This window comes from Halorarius halobius (assembly GCF_024298865.1).
Classification (GTDB): Archaea; Halobacteriota; Halobacteria; order Halobacteriales; family Haloarculaceae; genus Halorarius; species Halorarius halobius.
The window spans coordinates 2,708,578-2,730,896 of the sequence record NZ_CP101161.1 but is presented as its reverse complement, the minus strand read 5'-3'; the positions used below and the strand labels follow the sequence as shown (position 1 = coordinate 2,730,896).

Sequence of the window (22,319 nt, the reverse complement as noted above, 5' to 3'; positions counted from 1 at the left end):
CGTGGAGCGGAGCGTCGGGTGTCGTCTTCGCTCGGTGCCTCTCGGGTGGAGTAGCGTGTCGTCATTGTCGGTAACATCGGCTTTTCGTCCCGCCGGCACGCGGGTCGCGACCGGCGCCTGTGGACGGGCCTGCTGTACCCGTGCCGCGGCCTTTGTTATGGTCGCGTTGCCGAGCCGATAGCACGCGGTTAGCGACGTAAGTCGGAGCTACGGGCGGTCAGACGTCGGGCCACCGCGGGAGCGGCAACAGGCGGCGCTCGGCCGACGGTGCGACGCCCGCCTCGACGACAACGTGCGCGAGCGCACAGGCGACGAGCGTCGCTACGGTCGCGAGCACGGCAGGACCGGCGACCCCGACCACGAGGCCGACGGCGGTCACGACCGTTCCGAGCGCCACGATGGCGAGATAGTACCGGTACCACTCGTCGAGTTGTGGGTCCCCGGCGCTCAGATACGGATAGAGCCCAGGCGCCGCCGGACCCGGCGAGACGATGCCACGGGTGGTGTCGAGTTCGACGACCGACGCCTCGTCCATGGTGGGGAGGTGACACTGATAGAGGCCGACGTACGCGCGCTTCCGCTCCTGTCGGGTCAGTTGGTCGCGGGCGGTGCCGGTCTCACGAGCGGCGACGTGCTCCGCGAGGTCACCGATGACGACCGGCCCGCCTCGCTCTCGCAGGTACTCGAGAGCGTACCGCCGCCGCGCGTTCCGCAGTATCTCGAACCGGTGCTCCAGCGAGAGGCCCGTCCCCTCCTCGGGGGACGCGACGGCCCCCTCGGACGCCTCCCTACCGCTCGCCATCGCCCTCTCCGTCGATGCTCTCGGCCGGAGCCCGAGGTGGGTGGGTGCACCGGAGTCGCTTCGGTGGGTCGCCGTACCGTGCTGTCTGGACCACGTCGGCACGTGCTACCGTAGACCAAACCTTTGTTATGCACGGCTTGGGTCCCCGCCGCGTGGCCGGCCACCTCGGAGCGGGTAGTCGCACCGGCCACCGCGTCGAGCGGTGGCCCCACCCCGACGTAGGTGTCCGGTACACCGCGTGAATCCGCCGTAGCGTCGCTATTACAATGGTGACACGCGACGGAGTAGCGACCGGGCGGACCAGTCGGCGCGCCGAGACGAGCGCACGACACGGTCGTAGTGGTCGCACGGGGCGCCGCGTCCGCCCGTCCCCCCCTGTGTGCACGCACATCCCGCCGGGTGGCGGGCCGTGGCCGCCCCCCGGCCGGCGGTGTGTCCCCCACCCCCTCATCTTTGACACGGGTCAGCCGTCGAGCGGGGGCGCCGGCGGTATGACTCTCCTACGTGAGCCGGGTCGGTGACGCGTGAGCCGGGCGGCGTTCGGGGTGACTCCCACCTAGCGAACTCCGGGACGGCGGCCTCGTGGGGTAAGACGGCTCTAGGCGTTCGTAGACCGGCTGTAACAAAGTGCGGATACGAACGAGTGGACAGCGATGCCCAGTAACTGGTCGTGGTTCCGAACCGGCGGGAACGGGGGACAGCCACCCGGGTGACCACAGCGTGTCGAGTGACTCGGAGAGCCGGTTGTCACAGGACCTCGTGTTCGACCTCCTGAGTAGCCCCCGCAGACGGATGGTGCTGTACTACCTCAGGGAACACGGCGGGAGCGCCACCATCACGGAGCTGGCCGAGCGCATCGCCGCGATGGAGAACGACACCGACGTCGAGTCGCTCACCAGACAGCAACAGAAGCGCGTCTACGTCTCGCTGTACCAGACACACGTCCCGAAGATGGCCGACTCGGGCATCATCGACTACGACCAGGACAGTGGCGAGGTGGCGCTCACGAGCCAGGCGCGGGACATCGACTCCTACCTGACACCGAGCGTCGCCAACGACTACCCCTGGCATTTCCACTACCTCCTGCTCGCGGCCGCGGGAGTGGTGCTGTTCCTCCTCGATTTCGTAGGCGCCCCGCTCGTCGGCGAGATCCCGACGCTCGTCCTGGGCGGGCTCGTGGTCGTGGCGTTCGCGGTTTCGGGCGTCGTGCAGTACCTCTACTGGCGGCGTCACCGTCGCAGACTCCCCCGCGAACTCTCGGAAGACTCGTTCAGATGATACGACTCGTCGAGCGCGGTCGTCAGTCGTCGGACCGCTCGATGACGGCGATCTCACCGTCGGCGGCGACGGCGACTTCGACCCCGGCGACCGGGAACCGGACACAGCCACCGGCCCGGTCCGACCGCGGCGTCTCCGCGAACAGCGCGTCGAGCGCGTCCGGGTCTACCGCGTCGTACAGCGTCTCGCCACCGCCCGCGGCGTCGTAGCCGGCGGCCGCTTCCAGCGCCGCCACGACACGCTTGCTGAGTCGCTCGTCCGGTTCGGGCTCCGCTCTCGCGAGCACTGCTCCGTCGCTTGGATAGGCACAGTTCGGCATGGGTGTCTCGGACATCTCGTGTTCCGACCGCTGGCTTCCGGGAGTATATACGTGACGCATCAGCCCAGAACCGGCGTAAGAAACAGTCTCGGCGGGTATTCGTCGGTAATACTCCGGAACCCGCGACGAGAGCGAGGCCGGTCGCATCCAGTACGCTACGATTATCGAGAGTAAGCAAGTCTGAACGCCGAAAACGGACGAAAAGGCTATCCCCGGGAACGTGGGAACACTCAGCAGTCACCCCGGAACCGAGCGGCAGGCACCGCCGACGCTCTCGGCGAGCGTTCGTAACGTTCCGGCGAGCACCCGTACCCACCCAGCATGAACCATCAACGCACGCACGCGGAGGGTTGCCGCCCGTGAGCGCGGACTGGGACGAGATTAGCTTCGTCATCAGCTCCCGCTACAGGGTGGCGGTCCTCCGACGACTCGCGTCGAGTCCAGCCACGCCGTCCCAGATAGCCAACGACGCGGACTGCTCTATCGCGCACGTGTCGCGTGCGCTCCACGAGCTCCGCGAGCGGTCGCTCGTCGACCTGCTCGTCTCCGAGGACCGGAAGAAAGGCCGCGTGTACGGCATCACCGAACCCGGCCGCTCGGTCTGGGAGCGCATCGAAGCCGAAAACCTCGTGTGAGCCACCGTCCCCACCCCGTGGGGACGCGCGGGAACGTACTACTCCTCGTCGGGCTCGTCGTCCGGCACCAGCTGGTCCGGACTGCGACGGTACTTCGGTGTGTTCACGAACGCGTCGATTCGGTCCAAGTCGTCGTCTGACAGGAACTCTGCCATGGATGGCGCATGGGCCACGGGAGACAAAGTTATTCGTTTGGTACTCCGCCGTCCACGACACGCTCCCGCACGCTCCCCGAACCGTCCCCCGTACCGTGGTATGTTGATACTTCCCAAGAGTAGCTCCGTTCTAGCATCGAGAGCGGGCAACGACTCGGCCGGTTTCAATACCCGGCCCACTCCGGGTCGACGGTTCGAACCGCCTCGGTGCGAAGATTGTTACATATCTATAGCTGTAACAGAGTGTGTCGCGAGTTCGTCGACCGGCCGGGCGCCGATTGCCGTCGGTGGGTACCGGTCCCGGGGCCGCAACCGAACGAGGAGTAGACGTATCTATCTGGTTGCAAACCTGTCGTTTGAGTTATCACATCGGCTGTGGAACCCCCGGATGGTTCCGCACGTCGTGCGGGGCCAGCGTTCGGTTCCTTCCCCCGGACCGGATCGCTTCGCTCGGTGTCGCGGGCCTCCCCCCGCCCGGGACACGTTCTCGTAGCGACTGCCAACTCCCCGATAACCGGAGCATTACTATCCTGTGAGTCGCCTTACGGCCGTAGTATCACGCATGCGCCTCCGTTGTCCCGCCTGTGATTCCACACACGACGTTCCGTTGCCCGATGGTGGGAGGCCCGAACCGACGACGGAGTCGGACCTGCTTCGCGGTACCGCCGTTCGGTGTCGCGACTGCGGGAGTCGGGTCGACTACTACGTGCTCGCGCTCGAGCGAACCGACGGGCACCGGCGCGACTAACCGTCCCGGCGGTCGACCGGGACGGCCGACGCGGCGAGCCCGTCGAGCACCCGCTCGGCGACGCCGCGCATCGTCTCGACCCGGACGCCCCGTCGCTCGACGTGCTCGAGTATCGCCCGCATACGGTCGCGGTCGCGGTCGTCGACGAGGTTGTTCGGGTGAAGCCAGAGATGTAACACGCCGTCGCCGTCGGCCGCCGCGTCGATGCCGCGACACGCCTGCCGGACGACTGGGTCCCCGAACACCGGCTCCACGAGGCTCCGTGCACGTCCTTCGAAGCTAAACAGGTACAGGGAGGCCGGGACGTTCACCATCCCGTAGCTGTCGAGTCGCGGCTCGACCAGCGGCGGCGTCCAGTCGCCGACGGTGGCCTGGAGGAGCCGCCGGAGCCGCGAGTCGGTGCGGGCGACCGGCGTCTCGCCGCGATAGCAGGTGAACCCCCACTCCGCCAGCACGTCGAGATGGCCCACGTTGTTGCGCGGGAACACGAACGACGCGAGGTCGATATCTTCGGCGTTCGCCAGCGCCACGCTGGCCTCGACTTCCGCGCGTGCCAGTTCCGTCGACGCGTCGCCGAACTCGACGTGGGAGAACGTGTGACAGCCGAGTTCGTGGTCGGCGTCGGCCGCGCGCACGGCCTTGACGAGTTCGCGTCCGAACCGGAGGTCCGGACGGTCGCTCCACTCCCCGCGTTCCCGCGTGAACCACCCGGACGGGTAGTCGCCGTGCTGGCCGTCGCAGTCCTCCAGGAGGAGGTGGCCGACGTACGCCCACGTCGCGGGGACGTCGAACTCGTCGAACAGGTCGAGCAGGGCACGCCACCCCGGTCGGCCGCTCTCGACGCGGCGCTCCGGCGGCTTCGCCAGGTCGTGGAACCCCCAGCCGAGTTCGGCGTCGACCGATATCACGACCGAACCCATCCGTCACCCTCCGTACAGACCAGTTGCATGGGCGTCGATGCGGCACGGTCGCGTTTCGTTATTGAGCCGCTTCCGCCCGCTATCGCCCGCGTACCCAGTTCCGGGGCGCCCGGTCGCCCGCCCGACCCCCCGGAACCGACGGCCCCGGGCGAGTACGCACCTCCTGTGGCGTATGGGAGACATAACAATAGCCGGCCGCGGCCTGGTCCGAGTAGATGACCGACCGTATCGACCGCCCATCTCGCCGGTGTGAGCGGCAGGGCCGCGCTCGGCATGCGGCGCCGGGGGCCCCGCCGGAGCGGGACTGATGTGGCCGTGGGGCCACGCCGCGTTCGGCTATCTGCTGTACTCGCTGTCCCACCGGCTCGCCACCCGGAAGCCGCCGTCGGACCGCCCGACGGTCGTGTTGCTCGCCGCGTCGCTGTTCCCGGACCTGGTCGACAAACCGCTCTCCTGGGGCTGGGGGCTGTTCCCCTCGGGCTACGCCGTCGGCCACTCCGCGCTCGTGGCCGTCCCGCTCGGACTGCTCGTCGTCGGCATCGCGCTCCTCCGTGGCTGGCCCGCGGAGGGGCTCGCCTTCACCGTCGGCTACTGGTCGCATCTGGTTGGCGACGTACTGTACGCGTCAGCCCGGGAGGGCGAACTCGCCGTGTCGCTGGTGCTGTGGCCGCTGGTCAGCCTCCCGCCGTACGCCACCGACCGCGGGCTGTTCGGCAGGACGGTGCTGTATCTCCACGAGTTCCTGGCGGGGTTCGCCAGCGGGTCGTTCGAGCCGCTGACCGTGGCGCTGTACGTCGGCCCACTGTCGGCGGCGGCGCTCCTGTGGCTCCTCGATGGTCGACCCGGTGTGCCGATGCTCGGCAGGTCCTGACGGGGGGCGAGACGGTACTGGCCTGCTACGCACCATCTACTCGCGGAGCCTGTATCCCGCGGGGGCGTTCCGGAGCGGGCGGGCGCCGTCAGCGTCGCCGCGGGCGACGACCCGGGTGGACGGACCCGTTCTCCCGCCCGTAGCACGACCATAACAATATGCGACAGGTCGGTATCACAACCCGGTCGAGGACATGAGAGACGTTACGTCCGAAAAATCGCCGTGGGGACAGTTCGTGGAGTCCGTCTCGGAGTTACCGATGGATTACCTCGGGGTGCTGGGGTTCGTGCTGGTCACGGACGCCCTCCTCGTCTCGTTCCCGCGGACGGCCACGCCGGTCAGGCTCCTGGTCGGGGCACCCCTGCTGTTGTTCTTTCCCGGCTACACGCTCCTGGGGGCGCTGTACCCCAGAGCACGGGACGCGAGACGCGACCCGCACGGTCGGGAGACGGCGGCGTGGGGACCGACCCTGACCCAGCGGCTCGCACTCTCGGTGGCGACCAGCGTCGCACTGGTTCCACTGCTGGCGCTCGCCCTGCAGTTCGCGGACGTCGGCTACGACGCCGGGAGCGTCCTCTCGGTGCTGTCGGTCGCCGTCGTCGGGTTCACGCTGGCGGCGGGCCTGCGACGCGCTCGGGTGCCCCAGGAACAGCGGTTCCGACTCCCAATCAGGAGCGGCGTGGGCAGGTTCCGTGCGTGGCTCGCCGGCCCCTCACAGGTCGACGCCGCGCTGAACGCGATGCTGGCCGTCGCCGTCCTCCTGGCGGTCGCCGCGACGGGGTTCGCCTTCGTCGCGCCCGCCGAGGGCGAGTCGTACACGCAGGTCTCGCTTCTGACCGAGCAAGGCGACGAACTGGTCGCCGGCGGCTACCCCACGGAACTCACGTTCGGCGAATCGGCGTCGGTCGTTTCGGCCGTCGAGAACCACCAGGGCCGGACCGTCAGCTACACCGCCGTCGTCGTGCTCCAACAGGTCGACACCGACGGTGGCGAGCCGACCGTGGTCCGGCAGCAGGAACTCGACCGGGCGCAGGCGACGGTGGCGGCCGGCGAGACGTGGCAGGTGCGTCACGACCTCACCCCGCGCACGACTGGCACGGACCTCCGGCTGACTTACCTGCTGTTCGTGGGTGACGCGCCCGCGAACCCGAGCGTCGAGAACGCCCATCGTCACCTCTATCTCTGGGTCGACGTCGAGGGGCCGGGCGGGGTCGAACCCGGCGGATGACGATGGCCGGGGACGCCCGGAGCGACGGACACGGGACGGTGGTGCCGTCCGCGCTCCCCTCGCCGGTCGTGGTCACGATTCAGCATCCCGCGCACGTCCACTTCTTCCGACACGGGATTCGCGAACTCGAGGCGGCCGGCGTCGATGTTCACGTGTTCGCTCGCGAGAAGGACGTAGCCCGTGACCTGCTCGACGTCTACGACATCGACCACCGGATGCTCGCCGGAACCTCCGGTTCGGCGCTGTCGCTCGCCCGTGTTCAGGCCACCTACGAGTGGCGCCTGCTCCGGGCCGTACGGCGCATCCGGCCGGCCGTCATCACGGCCATCGGCGGCGTCGCCGCCTCGCACGTCGCACCGCTGGTCGGCGCCCGGAGCCTCGTGTTCGCGGACACCGAGCACGCCCGCCTCCAGAACCGGCTCTCGTTCCCGTTCGCCCACCGCGTGTGCACGCCGGTCGGCTACCGCGGCGACGCCGGGCCGAAGCAGGTCCGCTATCCGGGCTACCACGAACTGGCCTACCTCCACCCCGACCGGTTCGTGCCGTCGCGGGCGCCGTTCGACGCCACGGACCTCTCGCCCGAGGAGCCGCTGGTGGTGCTCCGCGTGGTCGCGTGGGACGCCGCCCACGACCTGGGGAAACAGGGACTCACCGGACTGGAGGCGGTCGTCGAGCGACTGGAGGCCGCGGGCGGCCACGTCGTCATCTCCTCGCAGGCGACGCTCCCGCGGGCGCTGGAGCCGTACCGCTACAGCCTCCCGCCCCACGAGATGCACCACCTGCTCGCGCACGCGGACCTGTTCGTCGGGGAGAGCGCCACCATGGCGACGGAAGCGGCCGTCCTCGGGACGCCAGCGGTGTACATCTCCCACTGGGAGACGGGCTACACCGCCGAACTCGAACGGGAGTTCGGCCTCCTGTTCAACCACACGGCCGACGACGCCGCGCGCCGCCAGCGGCGGGGGCTCGCGCGGGCGGAGGCCCTCCTCGACGACGACGGGACCGACTGGGAGAGCCGCCGCCGTCACCTGCTCGCCGAGCGCCGCGACACCACCGACGTCCTACTCGAACAGCTCGCGGACGTGGGCCACCGGGTCGATGACTGACCTCGCCGCGCTCGTCGACCGGCCGGGCGACTGGCATCTCCACACCGACTACACCGACGGGCAGGCGACGGTCGCGGACTACTGCGAGCGGGCCGTCGCCAACGGGCTCGAGTTCCTCGTGTTCTCCGAGCACGTCCGGCGGCGGCTCGATTACGACTACGGCGCGCTCCGTACGGACGTGGAGGCCGCACGCGAGACGTTCGACCTGACGATACTGCTCGGCTGTGAGGCGAAGACGCTCGACACCGACGGCCGCATCGACGCACCGCCCGCGGTGACGAGCGTCGCCGACGTCGTTACGGGCGTGTTCCACAGTTTCGACGGTGACCGCGAGGACTACCTCCGGGCGGCGGCGGCGATGCTCCGGAACCCGGCCGTCGACGTCTGGGGGCATCCCCTGCTCTTTGCCGAGCGCCGGGGGTACGAGCTGACGGACGCGGAGCTGTCCGGGCTGATGGCGGCGGCCGCGGAGGGGGGCGTTCTGCTCGAGCGAAACCGCCGCTACGGGTTGCCACCGAGCCGCCTGGTGGCAGTAGCACCCGACTACGGCGTCGATTTCGTCGTCGGGAGCGACGCCCACGGGGTAAGCCGGTTACTAACTAAGGAACGACTGGCGTATGAACGGGCATGGCTGGCCCAACAGTCCTGATACCGGGAGCCGGGGGTCCGGCCGCCGTCGGGGCGATACAGTCGCTCAGGCGCGCCGGCTTCGACGGGCGAATCGTCGCGACCGACGCGAGCAAGCGGTCGGCGGGGCTCCATCTCGCCGACGAGGGGTACACGGTGCCGCGGGCCGACGACGAGGCCTTCTTCGACGCCGCGTTCGACCTCATCGTCAACGAGGGCGTCGACGTCATCCTCCCCACCTCCGGGTTCGACATCGAGCCGTACGCGCGCCACCGCGACCAACTTCGGGCCGCGGGCGTCGTCCCCGTCATCTCACCCCCCGAGAGCATCGACACCTGCACCGACAAGGCCGCGTTCGACGAGGCGATGCGGGGCGTCGCCCCGCTCCCGGAGACGCACGTCGACCCCGACCCGCGTGATGTGTCGGGATTCCCGCGGTTCGTCAAACCCGTCCGGGGGAAGGGGAGCGAGGGGGCGACGGTCGTCCACGACCGGGCCGACCTGGAGCTAGCGCTCCGTGGCGACGACCGGATGCTCGTCCAGGAGTATCTCCCGGGCACCGAGTACACGGTGGACGTGCTCTCGGACCTGCACGGCAACGCACTCCGGGCTGTGCCCCGCGAGCGCCTCGCCACCAAGGGGGGCATCTCGACGGCGGGCCAGGTCGTCCACGACGAGGACCTGAGCCGCACCTGCCGGCGCGTCGCCGAGTCGCTGGGGCTGGCTGGCCCCACCTGCATGCAGTTCAAGCGCGACGACGACGGGACGGCGAAGCTCATCGACGTGAACCCGCGGCTCGGCGGCGGCACCGTCATCACGACGTTCGCGGGCGTCAACCTGCCGCGACACAGCCTCGAACTCGTCGCCGGCGTCGACGTCGACGTGCCCGAGCCGAAGGAGGTCACTGTGTTGCGCTACTGGGACCAGTTCGTCGCGGGCGAGGGAACCGAGGAGGTCGACGCGTGATCGGCAAGCCGGACCGCGTGCTCGCGCTCGGCGCCCACCCGGACGACGTGGAGATAGGCGTCGGCGGCACGCTGGCGAAACACGCCGACTGCGGGGCCGAGGTGACCGTGGCCGTGCTGACGAGTTTCCCCGAGAACACCGAGGACGCCCGCTGGGCGGAGGCCGAACGGGCGGCCGAGGCGCTTGGCGTCGACATCGAACTGCTCGACGTGCCGGCCGACCGGCGACGGTTCGAGCGACCGCTGGTGGGCCGCCTGGACGACCTGCTCGGCCGGTACGACCCCGACGCGGTGTTCACCCACTGGCTCCACGACTCCCACCAGGACCACGTGAACCTGACGCGGGCGGTGCTGGCGGCGACCCGGAAGAACCGCCGCTCCGTGTACATGTACGAGCCGATGACGCCCGGTGGCATCGTCGCGGAGTCGTTCGACCCACAGCTGTACGTCGACGTCTCGGCGACGGTCGACCGCAAGTTCGCCGCCCTCCGCGCTCACGCCTCGCAGGTGGCGAAACACGGCGACGGCTGGCTCGACGGCATCGAAGGTCGGAGCCGGTTCCGGGGGTTCCAGGTCGGCACGACCCACGCCGAGGCGTTCGAGGTCGTGAAGGCGGTCGAGCGGGGATGACGTAGCAAGAGCTTACGCCGTATAATCCAGACAAGAGATAGACAGTTCTGCGTTCTACCGTCGCCACCGAGAGCACCACCACCCTGTTCTTTCTCCCGGTATACGGTCGCTACACCACGTAATCCCAGTATTACAAAGCGGCGAAATCGCGTCCGGCTTCTGTGTGTCTATGCTGACAGTCGACCCCGTTGTCACCGACGACGAGCGAGCGACGAGACTGCCTGCGGGGGCGGAACGATGACGGCGAGCCAACCGGGCGCCGACCGGAACGAGGTGCTCACGTCAGTCGAACGCGCGGACGGCGCGACCGTCTGTGTGGTCGGCCTCGGCTACGTGGGCCTGCCGCTCGCGGTGGCGTTCGACCGGGCCGGTCACGCCGTCGTCGGCTACGACGTCGACACCGTGAAGGTCGGCCGACTCGCGGACGGCACCGACACGACCGGCGACCTTGGCGACGACCAGGTCGCCGACAGCGACGTCTCGTTCACCGCCGACCCCGCGCTGGTCGCCACGGCCGACTACGTCGTCATCACGGTCCCGACGCCGCTGGGCGAAGGGAACATCCCCGACCTGAGCGCCGTCGAGGCGGCCGCAGGCTCCGTGGGAGAACATCTCTCGCCGGGCACGACGGTCGTACTGGAGTCGACGGTGTACCCCGGTGCGACCCGGGAGGTACTCGTGCCGGCCATCGAGGATGCCTCGGGGTTCACCTGCGGTGAGGAGTTCGCGGTCGGCTACTCGCCCGAGCGGGCCTCGCCCGGCGACGCCGACCGGGGGCTCGACGGCGTCGTGAAAATCGTCAGCGGTCAGACCGACCGCGTCCGGGCCGAACTCGCGGAGCTGTACCGGACGGTCGCCGACGAGGGCGTGTACGAGGCCCCGTCCATCGAGGCGGCGGAGGCCGCGAAGGTGTTCGAGAACGTCCAGCGGGACGTGAACATCGCGCTGATGAACGAACTGGCGATGGCCTGCGACCACATCGGCGTCGACGTCCACGCCGCGCTGGAAGCCGCGGGTACGAAATGGAACTTCCACGACGAGTACCGCCCGGGCCTCGTGGGCGGCCACTGTATCCCCATCGACCCACATTACCTGGCGCACCGTGCCGAGCAGGCCGGGTTCACGACCGACCTGCTGTTGACGAGCCGTCGCGTGAACGAGTCGGTGCCGGGCCACGTCGCCGACCTCGCGCTCCGGGCGCTCAACGAACGCGGGAAGGTGCTCGGGGAGAGCCGACTGCTCCTGCTCGGAGTCACCTACAAGCCGAACGTCGGTGACATCAGGGACTCGAAGGTGGCCGACATCGCCGCGGAACTGCGGACGTTCGACGTGTCGGTCCAGGGGTACGACCCGCACGCCGACCCCGCCGAGGTCCGCCGCCACGTCGGTCTCGACCTCCAGTCGTCGCTCGCGTTCGACGGCTTCGACGGCGTCGTCGTGGCGACGCCCCACGACGCCTTCGCGGGGTTCGACCTCGACGCGATGGCCGAGGCGCTCGCCGACGCGCCCGTGCTCGTCGACGTGTCGGGGCTGTTCGACGCCGACGAGGCGCGCGCGGCCGGCTTCGACTACCGACGGCTATGAGCCGTGAGCGCCCGCCGACCGCCGACCTCACCCCCGAGAGCGACGACGCGGGCCTCGACGTGCTCCAACTGGTCACGTCGCCGCGCCCCTTCTTCGACGACCAGGTCCGGATACTGGAACGGCTCGGCGCCACCTGCACCGTCCTCGAGGTGCCCGGCGAGCACGACCCGGAGGCAGGGCGACGCCGGTCGGTGACCGACTACGTCCGCTTCTATCCGCGCGTGCTCGACCACGGCCTCGACGACTACGACCTCGTCCACGCCAACTTCGGGCTGACCGCGCCGGCCGCGCTCGCCCAGCCGACCCGGCCCGTCGTGGTGTCGCTGTGGGGGACGGACCTCCACGGCGAGTTCGGCTGGCTGAGCCGGTGGTGTGCCACCCGGGCGGACGCAACGGTCGTCATGTCGGCGGCGATGGCGGCCGACCTCGACCAGCCCTGCCACGTCGTTCCCCACGGCGTAGACACCGAGCGGTTCCGCCCGATGGACGGCGAAGCGGCCCGCGACCGACTCGGCTGGTCCGCCGAGGCGCTCCACGTGCTGTTCCCCTACGCGCCGGACCGAGAGGTGAAGAACTTCCCGCGAGCCGAGCGCGTAGCCGAGAACGCGGACCGCCGGCTCGATGCCCCCGTCGAACTGCACGCGGTTTCGGGGGTCCCCCACGAGCGCGTGGCGACGTACATGAACGCCGCCGACGCCATGCTCCTCACATCGAAACGCGAGGGGTCGCCGAACGCAGTCAAGGAGGCGCTGGCCTGTCAGCTCCCGGTCGTCGCCACCGACGTGGGCGACGTACGCGAGCGGCTATCCGGGGTGGCGAACACCGCGGTCGGCCGCTCGGACGCCGAACTCGTCGACGCGCTCGTCGAAGTTCTCGAACGGGGAGAGCGTTCGGACGGGCGGGAGGCGGTTCGGGATATCACGCTCGAACGGATGGGCCACCGGTTACTGTCCGTCTACCGGCGAGCGATGGGCAAGGGTGGCGAACGCCCTGGTCGCCCGGCGGAGCGGGCCGCGAACCGCCGGGAGGCCCGCGAGTAACCCGCCGTTACCCGACGGAACACGACCCATAACAAAGCCCGTTCCGGCGGCAAAGCGGGCAAACAGGTCGTGCGCTCCGCGCGACGAACAGCCATCATGCATACGCACGCTCGGACGACTCGGCTCGGGAAAGTATCGCTCGTCGTCGGACTCGTTGGCGTGGCCGTCGCCGCCGTGGCCGCCCACGAGGCGCCGGCGACCGGTTACGAACTGTCGGTGTACGCCGCCTCGCCCGTGGTGTTCTGGGCCGGCATCGGCATCGCGCTGGCCACCGCGCTGGTCGCCGGACTATCGGCCGGCGTGCAGGCGGACGTGCGCCGTGTGAGCATGGTGCTGGCCGGGGCGGCCGTGACGCTCGTCGTCGGCCTCCCCGTCGTCCGTGGTTACCATTTCGCCGGCCCCGCGGACCCCCTGACACATCTCGGCTGGGCACGCGAAATCGCCGCCGGTACGCTCGCTCCCGCCGACCTGCTGTATCCGGGCGTTCACACGCTCGCCGTGTTCGAGGCGGCGGTGTTCGGCGTCCCCCTCACCCGCGCCATCGAGTACGCCGTCGTTCTGTTCGTGGTCGTGTTCCTGCTGTTCGTGCCGCTGTGTGTCGGGCTCGCCACGGGCTCGCGGCGCGGCCCGCTCGTCGGGCTGTTCGCCGCGCTGTTGCTGTTGCCGCTCAACAACGTCGGCACCCATCTCACCGCCCACCCGTCGAGCCAGGCGGTGCTGTTCCTGCCGTTCGTGCTGTTCCTGCTGTTCGCGCACGCCAGCCGCGAGTTCGGCGAGCGGAGCCTCGGTGCGGTCACTGCGACCGGCGGACTCGCCGCGCTGGCGGGCACCGGCCTGATACTCGTCCACCCGGAGGAGGGGCTGACGCTACTGGCCGTCCTCGCGGCCGTCGTCGGCGTCCAGACGCTCGCGCGCCGGTACCGACCGGAAGGCGCCGTCGCCGCCCACCGCTCGCTTCTGCCACTGTTCGTCGTGCTCTCGGTCGTGTTCCTGCTGTGGGCGCCGCGGCACCCGCGGGTGCAGGCCGGCATCGCCGGCGTCCTCGCCAGCGCCGCCGGCATCGTCGAACCCGGCGGTGAGATAGCGAGCACCGCCGGCTCCGTCGCCGGCGTCGGCGGAAGCTTCGCGTCGCTGTTCGTCAAACTGTTCCTCGGGAGCCTCCTGTTCTCGGTGCTCGCGGCCGGACTCGGCCTCTACAGCGTCAGCGGACGGCTCGACGACGCCTTCCCCGACGACAACGCCCTCAACAAGTACCTCACGGTCGGGATGGTGCCGGTCGTGGCCGGCGTCGTCCTGCTGTTCCTCTCGGCGGCCGGTGACCACTACTTCCGGTACATCGGCTTCGGGATGGTGCTCGTCACCCTGCTGGGTGCGGCCGCACTCACCCACCTGCTCGACGCGGGCGTCGGCCCGCCGGCCGCCCGCGGGACCCTCTCGACGGTCGGCGTGGCGCTACTGCTGGTGTTGACGCTCGCGACGGTCCACCCCTCGCCGTTCATCTTCCAGTCCAACGACCAGATTTCGGAAGCCGAGTACGCCGGCTACGAGTCGGCGTTCGCGGCCCGACAGCCGGGCGTCGAGTTCACCGGCATCAGGGCCGGCCAGGGCCGGTACGCCGACGCGATATACGGGCCGACGTCGGAGACGGCCGCGACGTTCCCCGGGCGGTCAGACCGCGTGCCGACCGACCTGCGCCCCGCGACCTTCGGCGAGTTCTTCGACGAACGCAGGTACGTCGTCATCACGGAACGGGACGTCGAACGCGAACTGGTGCTGTACGACGGGTTCCGCTACTCCAGGGAGACGTTCGCCACGATTCGGAACCAGCCCGGCGTCGCTCGGGTCGAATCGACCGGCGAGTTCCGGCTCTACTACTACCCCGACGAGTCGGCGTAACCCGACGCGCCGATGTCGCTCGCCGACCGGATCAGTCGTGGACTGAAGGCGAACGTCGTGGCGGAGGTACTGTACTCGGTGTCGAACGCGGTGCTGATACTGGTTCTGACCCGGTACCTGCTCACCGCCCCGGCCTACGGGATGCTCCACTACGCGCTGTCGGTGCTGGCCATCGTCGCCATTCTCGGCTCGCTCGGGCTCCCGAAGTCGGCCGCGCGGTTCGTCACCGAGTACGCCGAGACGTCCCCCGGCCAGGTGCGGCACCTGCTCCGCGCGACGGTCGCTGTCGCCGTCGTGCTCGCGGGGGTCGTCGCGGCGATGCTGACCGTCATCAGCGGGCCGCTCGCGGACCTGCTCGAGGAACCGTCGCTGGCGCCGTTCCTGGCACTCGGCGCCGGTTACGTCGTCACGCGGGCGGGCTACGCCTACATCGTGCAGGTGTTCCAGGGGTTCAACCGGGTCGACTGGAGCGCCGTCATGAAAGTCGTCACCGGCGTCGGCCGCCTCGTCGTCGGGGTCGCGCTCGTCCTGTTGGGGTTCGGTGCCATCGGGGTCCTGCTCGGCTACATCGCGGGGTTCGTGCTCGCTATCCTGCTGGGTGGCGTCGTGCTCTACCGGCGGTTCTACCGCCAGTACGAGGAGACGACGACCCCGGAGGAGGGCCTGTTGCGACGGGTGCTCAGGTACAGCGTGCCGCTGACCGCGACCCGGAGCGCGGGCGTCATCGACAACCGGGTCGACACCATCCTCGTCGGCGCGCTGTTGAACCCGACCGCCGTCGCCTACTACGTGCTCGCCAAGCAGATATCCGACTTCAGCGTCGTCCCCGCGTCTTCGTTCGGGTTCACCATCTCGCCCGCGCTGGGCGAACAGAAGGCGAGCGAACAGCTCGGCCGTGCCGCCCGCCTCTACGAGCAGTCGCTCGGCCACGTCCTCCTGCTGTACGCACCCGCCTGCGTCGGGCTCTGGCTGGTCGCCCGGCCGCTCGTTCGGCTCGTGTTCGGCTCGACGTATCTCGGTGCGGTCCCCGTGTTGCAGGTGTTCTGCGTGTTCATCCTCGTCCACGCCGTCAACAAGACGACGAGCGACGGCCTCGATTACCTGGGCCGGGCCCGCTCGCGGGCGATAGCGAAGATGGGGATGGCGGGCGCGAACTTCGGGTTGAACCTCCTGTTGATACCCGTGTTCGGCGTCGTCGGGGCCGCGGTGGCGACCGTCGTCACCTACTCGGCGTACACCGCGGTCAACGTCTACTACATCCACCAGGAGCTATCGCTCCGGCTCGGCGGGCTCGCGCGGGCGGCCGCCGCGAGCGCCGGCCTCTCGGTCGTCGTCGCGGGGGTGGTCGTCGCGTTGATGCCGTACGTCTCCTCGATGCCGACGCTGTTGGCCGTGGTCGCGCTCGGGGGGTCAACCTGGGCGGTGCTGGCGGTGGTGAGCGGCGCCGTCGACGTCGAGTGGGTGACCTCGTATCTCATCTGACCCGTCGCCCGGTAGGCCGACGATAACTATACGTGGAGAAGGCGAGCCTCCGGAGGATGACGGTTCCGGGAGCGCTGTCTCTCGACCCATTGAGACGGGCCTGGCGACGTGGTACGGTCGAGGTACTCCCCCGGTTCGATCTCCGGTGGCTTCCGGCAAGCGCCACACAGCTTCCCGGCTGGCTCCAGGACGACCGCTGGGTGCCGCCGGGGAACCGGGCCGTGTACGCGTACGCGCGGTCGGGGCTCCGGGCGGCACTGGCCGAACTCGGTCTCGGCCCCGGTGACACGGCGCTGTTGCCGGCGTTCATCTCCAGTAGCGCCGTCTGGCCGTTCCACGACCTCGGCATCGACGTGTCCTACTACCCGGTCACGCGGTCGCTCTCCCTGCGGTCGGGGCTGGCCGACCGAATCGAGCGGCTGGAGCCGGAGGTCGTGCTGTTCGTCCACTACCTCGGCTTCCCGGACCAGGAGTTCGGTCGGCTCGCCGCGGCCGCCCGCGACGTCGGCGCGACCGTCGTCGAGGACTGTGCCCGCGGGCTGTTCAGCCGCGACGACCAGGGGCGGCTCCTGGGGACGACGGGCGACATCTCGCTGTTCAGCCTCCGGAAGGTGCTCCCGGCCCCCCACGGCGGCCTCGTGGTGGCGAGCGAGGCGCACGTGCCACAGCCCGCCACGAGCATCCCCGAGCGGTCGTATCTGGTGTCCGCTCTGGGCCGACCGATAGCGTCGCTGTTACCCGAGCGCCCGCCGTCGACGACGCCAAGCATCACGGAAATCGACCGTAACGGCGACGGGCTCTCCGCGCCGAGCGGGCCGCCGGACGCCGCTCCTGGCCGGCTGTCACGGCTGGGTCTCAGCCGGTCCGAGCCGACCGACATCGCTCGTGCCCGCCGGGACCGGTACAGCCGGGTCCGCGACCGACTACGCGACGTTCCGGAGCTCGAGCTTCTCACACCGGCGGTCCACGACGGGGGCTGTCCCTACGGCGTCGCCGTCAGGCTCCCCGGCGGTCCGGACCTCCGCGACCGCCTGTTCCACCGCCTCCGTCGACTGGGGTTCCCCGCCGAGCGGTTTCGGTGGCGGATGGCGTACGGCGAGCCGTCGCTCGAGGAGTTCCCCGGCGCGGTCGAACTCCACGACACGATGCTCGTCGTCCCGACCCACCAGGCGCTCCCGTGGCGCATCGTCGACGCTACTGCCGACGCACTGGTCGACGAACTCCGCGACGGCGACTCCTGAGGTCAGGCTCCGTCGTGTAACAGCGGCCGGATGTCGGGGTGGTCGCGGACGTCCGCCGGAAGCTCCTCGATGTCGCGCTCGCCGTCGGCGACCGCGGCGCGGAACCGTTGCCAGTCGGCGTGACGCACGAGTATCCACACCGGTATCTCGTCGAGGCCGAGAACCTTGGCGATTGCCAGCCGGTTGCGGCCGTCGGAGAACAGCAGTTCGCCGTCCCGCGCGACGCTGACGGCCACCTCGTCGCGGACGATGCGTTCGGTCAGCGACGAGCGCCGCTTCTCTATCGGGTCCGGCGCGTTCTCCGCGAGCAGTTCGCGCTGGCTCTTGTAGCCGTGGTCGCGGATTATCTCGTAGAGACGGTCGATGCGGCGACACCGCCGCTCGAACTCCGCGCGCGTCGTACACCCCCACATCGTCTTCCCCGCCGCTATCTGGTCGACGACGCGGTGGAAAAACGCCGTCTCCGTCCACGGGACGCCCTCGCGGAAATGGGCCTCGTAGGCGCGGTACACGTCGGTCTCCTCGAACGGGCGGTCGACGCGGTCCCAGTCGCCGTCTATCACCTCGCCGGCGTACTTGAACTTCGACTTCTCGAACGAGTTGGTCCGGTGTTCGATGCGGTCGGGGTCGACGCGGACGACCTGGAGGGGGTCGATGCCGGTCCCGTACGGCCGGACCACGGCGTTGCGGGCCCGCACGTACCAGAGGTACGCGCGGGCGTACTGCCCCCAGAGGGTCGCCAGCGACCGCTCGAGTGTGGGGTGGACCCGCATCGCCCGACGCCCGACGCGGCGGAGCCCCGTCTCCACGCGGGTCAGCAGTCGGCCGACGGTAGTCCCGTTAGATGAACTTCCGGGTACGTCCATTCCCCGGCCGCTTCTGCGGGCGCCCGTTTCGTTATGCTCCGCCTGTCGCGGCGTCCGTTCCGCCCGGCGACAGGTAACTCGGTCGAACGCCGGGGCGTACTGGCGTCAGTTTCCGTCGTCGATGACGACCTTCGCGGAGCCCCGGATGTCTAGGCTGGTGACCTCGCCGGAGAACCGGTAGGCGTCCTTGCCGGAGCCGACGACGCCGACCACCGTGTTGCCGTCCGTCCGGTCGGTCAGCGTGTCCCACGCGAGGCCGCCGTCCGTCACCGTACTGAGCGAACTGCTCCGCTCGACATCGCCCGAGACGGCGAACGTGTACTCGCTGACGTTCCGCGTCCGCGTCCCGTCGATGACGATGGTGTTCGGAAGCGTCGTGGAGCCGTCCGTCGAGTCCGAATCGTCGGTCGAGTCCGACCCGTCCGTCGAGTCGTCCGTCGAGTCGTCCGTCGAGTCGTCCGTCGAATCCGACCCGTCCGTCGAGTCGCTCCCCAGGGTGGAGGGGTCGACCTCCTCGCCGTTCAGGTAGACGGTTCCCGGACCGCTCATCTCGAAGGCGGTCACCTCGCCGCCGAAGTAGAAGTCGTCCGTTCCCCCGACCGTGCCGGAGGCCGTCGTCCCGTCGACGGTGTCCGCGGCGTCCGCCTCCGGCCCCTTCTGGAGCGTCTCGGAGACGGAGAACGTGTACTGGACCGGGTCGGTGTAGCCGCTCCCCTGGATGGTCAGGCTGTTGGGCGGCTGGGTCGCGTCGTCGTCGGAGCTGTCCCCGCTGGAGCTGTCGGAGTCGTCCGTTCCGTCGACGGACGACCGGGCCTGCTCACAGCCGTCGCCCTGACAGACGTTCGTGAAGTCGTCCGGGACCGAGAGGTCGCCCGACCCCGTCACGTCGATGTCGTCGCCCGACCAGTCGCCGCCGTCGCGGTCGACGGCCGAGGCACCGTTGTCGTTGCAGACGCGGAGCCCCTGGATGTGGCCGCTTCCGCCCGCGTCCCGGGGGAGAATCTGCACCGGGTAGCTCGACCCCGCGCCCGTGTGGGTGTAGTAGACGTCCGAGTCACGAATCTCCATGTTCTCGCCCTCCTCGCGGACCCAGATGCCGCGCTGGTTCTGGACCGGTGCGTCGGTCGTGTCGTCGTTGACGACGACGCAGTTCTCGACGGTCGAGCCGTCGGACGCCATCCGAATCGAGGAGACGTTGTTGTTCTCGAAGTAGGAGTTGCGCCAGTGGACCGGCCCGCTCGCGGAGCCGCTGGTGTACGTGGCGTTGTTGTTCATATACCGGATGTCGATGCCGTCGAGCACTAGTTCGCCGGCGTGTCCGCCGGGGATGTAGATGCCCTGACCCCAGGTGCCGGCTTCGGCGCCGTCGCGCATGATGAAGTTGCGGACGTGGCAGGTGGCGTTCGGGTCGGTCGCGCCGAACGAGAAGTTACCCCGCTCGGACTGGTCGCCCTCGGTACCGCCGACCTCACCGAGCACCTGCATGTTCTCGACGACCACCGTGCCGCCGCTTGCCAGCACGTCCGGGCCGTGGAACCAGCCGTCGCCGCCGTCGATTTTGAACACGCCACCGTCTCCCCGGAGCGCGGCGTCGGACACCTCACCCGGGAACCCGCCGCCGTTCCAGTTGTACGTGCCCGGCGGCACCAGGACCTCGGTGCCGTCCGTGAAGTGCTCGTCGAGGTACGGGTCGATGGTGTCCCCCTCCGAGAGCCCCTCCTCCCCGAGGTCGACGGTCGTCCGTGCGCTGACCGTACTGGAGAGTACGCCCAGGCTAGTCGTCGCCGCGGCCGCACCGGCGAGCTTGAGGACCGAGCGTCGGTCGACTGTGTGGTTCGCCTTACTGCCGTTCTGGTCGTCCGGCATGCCCGGTAGGACCGAGCTACCCCTAAAGTCGGTTATTACCGCCTTTCAGCCCGGTGTACAGTCTTGATTACCAGTTACCTTCGATTAGTTGCCGCCAACCGAAACTGAGGGTTACTTCCAGTACGCACGGCTTTATTCAACGGTCGTCAGTCGGGGAAGCGAGCGAGCGCGAATCGCATCCTTGTGAGCGTATCCCACGCCGGTACGGGTCGGATACGTGCTCGCAAAGCGACGGGTACCACGGCGCTGTCGACGCGCACGCCCAGTAAGCTACGTCTGAACGGTCGCAGTGGGCCGCCACGGGTATCGGTCGGCGTGCCCGCTGGCTGGCCGGCAGTAGCACGGGAGTCGCCCATGCTCGCCGGGGCGCGAGGCCGCCGGCTTTTCGCCGACGTAGGCCTCTCATAACAAAGCACGCGTCGGGGGTCAAGCCGGGTATGTCCAGTGGGGACTCGACGCTGACCACGCTACTGGTCGGCGTCGACGCGGCCTGTCTGTCGGTGCTGGAACCGCTGTTCGACGACGGTGAACTCCCGACGCTGTCCACGCTGTTTACGGAGGGCGCCGCCGGCGACCTGGAGTCACAGATACCGCCGTGGACCGCGAGCGCGTGGCCGTCGATATACACGGGCGTCAACCCCGGGAAACACGGCGTGTTCGGCTTCCTCCGGTTCGAGGGCCACGACTGGGACGTCGTCAACTACAGCCACGTTCGGCGGCCGTCGGTGTGGGAACTCCTCGACGCCTGTGGCCTGTCGAGCGTCGTGGTGAACGTGCCGGTCACGAACCCGCCGCGACCGATAGACGGCGCGGTACTACCGGGGTACGTCGCCCCCGAAGAGCCGACCTGTCACCCGCCCGGCCTGCTCGCGGACGTTGAGGCCGAAATCGGCCCCTACCGGGTGTACGCTCCAAGGGACGGTGACGATGAACAGGTCGCCTGGTACCGGCGTCTCACCGAGATGCGCGGGGAGGCGTTCCGCTATCTCGCCAGGCGGTTCGACCCCGACTTCGGCTTCCTCCAGTTCCAGCAGACCGACACCGTGTTCCACGAGCGTCCGGGCGACGACGAGGCGGTCAGGGAGGTGTACCGTGCCGTCGACGCCGAACTCGCGAAGACGCTCTCCGCCTGTGACCCGACGAACGTCCTGCTCGTCAGCGACCACGGGATGGGCCGGTACGACGGCTGGGAGTTCCGGGTCAACGAGTACCTCCGCGAACACGGCTACGTGACCGCGACGAACGGCGGGCGCGGCATGCCCTCGTGGGTGACCGCCCGCGAGTCGAGACTGCTGACCGGCGACGACGACACCGCCGTCTCGCCCGGGGCGCTCGAACGGGCGCTCGCCGCGCTGGCCCGCCTGGGCCTCACGACCCAGCGGGCCGCGGCCCTGCTCGATGCGGTCGGCCTCCGTGAGGTGGTCGCCAGACACGTACCGACCGCGGCGACCCGCGCGGCCGAACAGCAGGTCGATTTCGGGGAGTCGATGGTGTATCTCCGTGACGCCATCGAACTCGGCGTCCGCATCAACCTCGACGGCCGGGAGCCGGACGGCGTCGTCCCCCCCGAGGAGTACGAGGCGTTCCGCGAGGAGCTCATCGACCTGCTGGCGGCCGCCGAGACGCCCGACGGCGACCCGGTGTTCGACCGCGTCGTGCCCAGAGAGACGTACTTCGACGGCCCCGAGAGCGGCCGTGCGGTCGATGTCGTGACGGTGCCGAGGGAGTTCGACGTCTCCCTCTCGACGAAGCTCGGCGGCGGACCGTTCGGCCCGCCCGAGGAGCCGTGGAACCACAAGCTCATGGGCTGTTTCGCCGCCGTCGGGGACGCGTTCGACGGGGCCACCGACCCGGGGACACCACACATCTTCGACGTCGCACCGACGGTGCTTTCGACGTTCGACCGCCCGCGCGACGAACGGATGGACGGCGAAGTGATGCCCGTCGCGGACGACTGCGGCGAGCGGCGCTACGAACTGGCGGCGGACAGCCGGACGGAACGCACGGAGGACGCGGAGGTGGCCGCGCGCCTCTCCGAACTGGGCTACCTGGAGTGACAC

19 protein-coding genes are annotated in these 22,319 nt (G+C 69.5%); 14 read left to right on the top strand and 5 right to left on the bottom strand.

The genetic code is table 11. The features are described 5' to 3' along the window. Positions 1-217: 217 nt before the first annotated feature. The gene (locus NL112_RS14650; RefSeq protein ID WP_255149588.1) at positions 218-802 is read right to left on the bottom strand and encodes a DUF7344 domain-containing protein; all 585 of its coding nucleotides are present in this window, start codon (positions 800-802) and stop codon (positions 218-220) included. A gap of 720 nt (positions 803-1,522) precedes the next feature. On the opposite strand from NL112_RS14650, the gene NL112_RS14645 reads away from it, so the two are divergent. Next, positions 1,523-2,080 carry a helix-turn-helix domain-containing protein gene (locus tag NL112_RS14645; protein ID WP_255149587.1) on the top strand — a complete coding sequence of 186 codons (558 nt, stop codon included), beginning with the start codon at positions 1,523-1,525 and terminating at the stop codon, positions 2,078-2,080. A 22-nt stretch (positions 2,081-2,102) separates the two neighbouring features. Here the strand turns inward: NL112_RS14645 and NL112_RS14640 are convergent, their stop codons facing one another. Next, entirely contained in the window at positions 2,103-2,414 is a 312-nt protein-coding gene (locus tag NL112_RS14640) for a HalOD1 output domain-containing protein (protein WP_255149586.1), read from the bottom strand. Positions 2,415-2,758: 344 nt separating this feature from the next. On the opposite strand from NL112_RS14640, the gene NL112_RS14635 reads away from it, so the two are divergent. Then, on the top strand, positions 2,759-3,034 hold the full coding sequence (locus NL112_RS14635; RefSeq protein ID WP_255149585.1) for a winged helix-turn-helix domain-containing protein: 276 nt from the start codon (positions 2,759-2,761) through the stop codon (positions 3,032-3,034). Positions 3,035-3,933: 899 nt separating this feature from the next. Here the strand turns inward: NL112_RS14635 and NL112_RS14630 are convergent. Beyond that, positions 3,934-4,857, bottom strand: coding sequence for a polysaccharide deacetylase family protein (locus NL112_RS14630; RefSeq protein WP_255149584.1), 924 nt, complete (start codon positions 4,855-4,857; stop codon positions 3,934-3,936). 307 nt (positions 4,858-5,164) lie between these two features. On the opposite strand from NL112_RS14630, the gene NL112_RS14625 reads away from it, so the two are divergent. From NL112_RS14625 to NL112_RS14575, 11 genes are all read left to right on the top strand, one after another. Beyond that, positions 5,165-5,728, top strand: a complete 564-nt coding sequence (locus NL112_RS14625) for a metal-dependent hydrolase (protein ID WP_255149583.1) — start codon at positions 5,165-5,167, stop codon at positions 5,726-5,728. Between the two features lie 259 nt (positions 5,729-5,987). Further along, the gene (locus NL112_RS14620) at positions 5,988-6,956 is read left to right on the top strand and encodes a DUF1616 domain-containing protein (RefSeq protein WP_255149582.1); all 969 of its coding nucleotides are present in this window, start codon (positions 5,988-5,990) and stop codon (positions 6,954-6,956) included. After that, positions 6,953-8,062 (top strand): DUF354 domain-containing protein, encoded by a 1,110-nt coding sequence (locus NL112_RS14615; protein WP_255149581.1) that lies wholly within the window; start codon positions 6,953-6,955, stop codon positions 8,060-8,062. The genes NL112_RS14620 and NL112_RS14615 overlap by 4 nt, the downstream gene beginning before the upstream one ends. Continuing rightward, positions 8,055-8,711 carry a PHP domain-containing protein gene (locus NL112_RS14610; RefSeq protein ID WP_255149580.1) on the top strand — a complete coding sequence of 219 codons (657 nt, stop codon included), beginning with the start codon at positions 8,055-8,057 and terminating at the stop codon, positions 8,709-8,711. Before NL112_RS14615 ends, NL112_RS14610 begins: the two co-directional genes overlap by 8 nt. Then, positions 8,690-9,655: an ATP-grasp domain-containing protein gene (locus NL112_RS14605; protein WP_255149579.1), complete on the top strand. Its 966-nt coding sequence runs from the start codon at positions 8,690-8,692 to the stop codon at positions 9,653-9,655. The genes NL112_RS14610 and NL112_RS14605 overlap by 22 nt, the downstream gene beginning before the upstream one ends. Beyond that, positions 9,652-10,284 (top strand): PIG-L deacetylase family protein, encoded by a 633-nt coding sequence (locus NL112_RS14600; protein ID WP_255149578.1) that lies wholly within the window; start codon positions 9,652-9,654, stop codon positions 10,282-10,284. The genes NL112_RS14605 and NL112_RS14600 overlap by 4 nt, the downstream gene beginning before the upstream one ends. A 237-nt stretch (positions 10,285-10,521) precedes the next feature. Next, complete coding sequence (locus NL112_RS14595) at positions 10,522-11,868, top strand: nucleotide sugar dehydrogenase (protein ID WP_255149577.1); 1,347 nt, start codon at positions 10,522-10,524, stop codon at positions 11,866-11,868. Continuing rightward, positions 11,865-12,908, top strand: coding sequence for a glycosyltransferase (locus NL112_RS14590; protein WP_255149576.1), 1,044 nt, complete (start codon positions 11,865-11,867; stop codon positions 12,906-12,908). Before NL112_RS14595 ends, NL112_RS14590 begins: the two co-directional genes overlap by 4 nt. Positions 12,909-13,004: 96 nt before the next feature. After that, positions 13,005-14,804, top strand: a complete 1,800-nt coding sequence (locus tag NL112_RS14585) for a hypothetical protein (RefSeq protein WP_255149575.1) — start codon at positions 13,005-13,007, stop codon at positions 14,802-14,804. Positions 14,805-14,816: 12 nt separating this feature from the next. Further along, positions 14,817-16,286: a flippase gene (locus NL112_RS14580; protein WP_255149574.1), complete on the top strand. Its 1,470-nt coding sequence runs from the start codon at positions 14,817-14,819 to the stop codon at positions 16,284-16,286. A gap of 56 nt (positions 16,287-16,342) precedes the next feature. Continuing rightward, positions 16,343-17,527: a DegT/DnrJ/EryC1/StrS family aminotransferase gene (locus NL112_RS14575; protein ID WP_255149573.1), complete on the top strand. Its 1,185-nt coding sequence runs from the start codon at positions 16,343-16,345 to the stop codon at positions 17,525-17,527. A 2-nt stretch (positions 17,528-17,529) separates the two neighbouring features. Here the strand turns inward: NL112_RS14575 and NL112_RS14570 are convergent, their stop codons facing one another. Further along, a complete protein-coding gene (locus NL112_RS14570; protein ID WP_255149572.1) occupies positions 17,530-18,393 on the bottom strand; it encodes a ParB N-terminal domain-containing protein in 864 nt (287 codons plus the stop codon). A gap of 105 nt (positions 18,394-18,498) precedes the next feature. Continuing rightward, a complete protein-coding gene (locus tag NL112_RS14565) occupies positions 18,499-20,259 on the bottom strand; it encodes a hypothetical protein (protein ID WP_255149571.1) in 1,761 nt (586 codons plus the stop codon). Between the two features lie 437 nt (positions 20,260-20,696). Here NL112_RS14565 and NL112_RS14560 point away from each other — a divergent pair, with 437 nt between their 5' ends. Continuing rightward, positions 20,697-22,316: an alkaline phosphatase family protein gene (locus NL112_RS14560; protein ID WP_255149570.1), complete on the top strand. Its 1,620-nt coding sequence runs from the start codon at positions 20,697-20,699 to the stop codon at positions 22,314-22,316. Positions 22,317-22,319 lie beyond the last annotated feature (3 nt).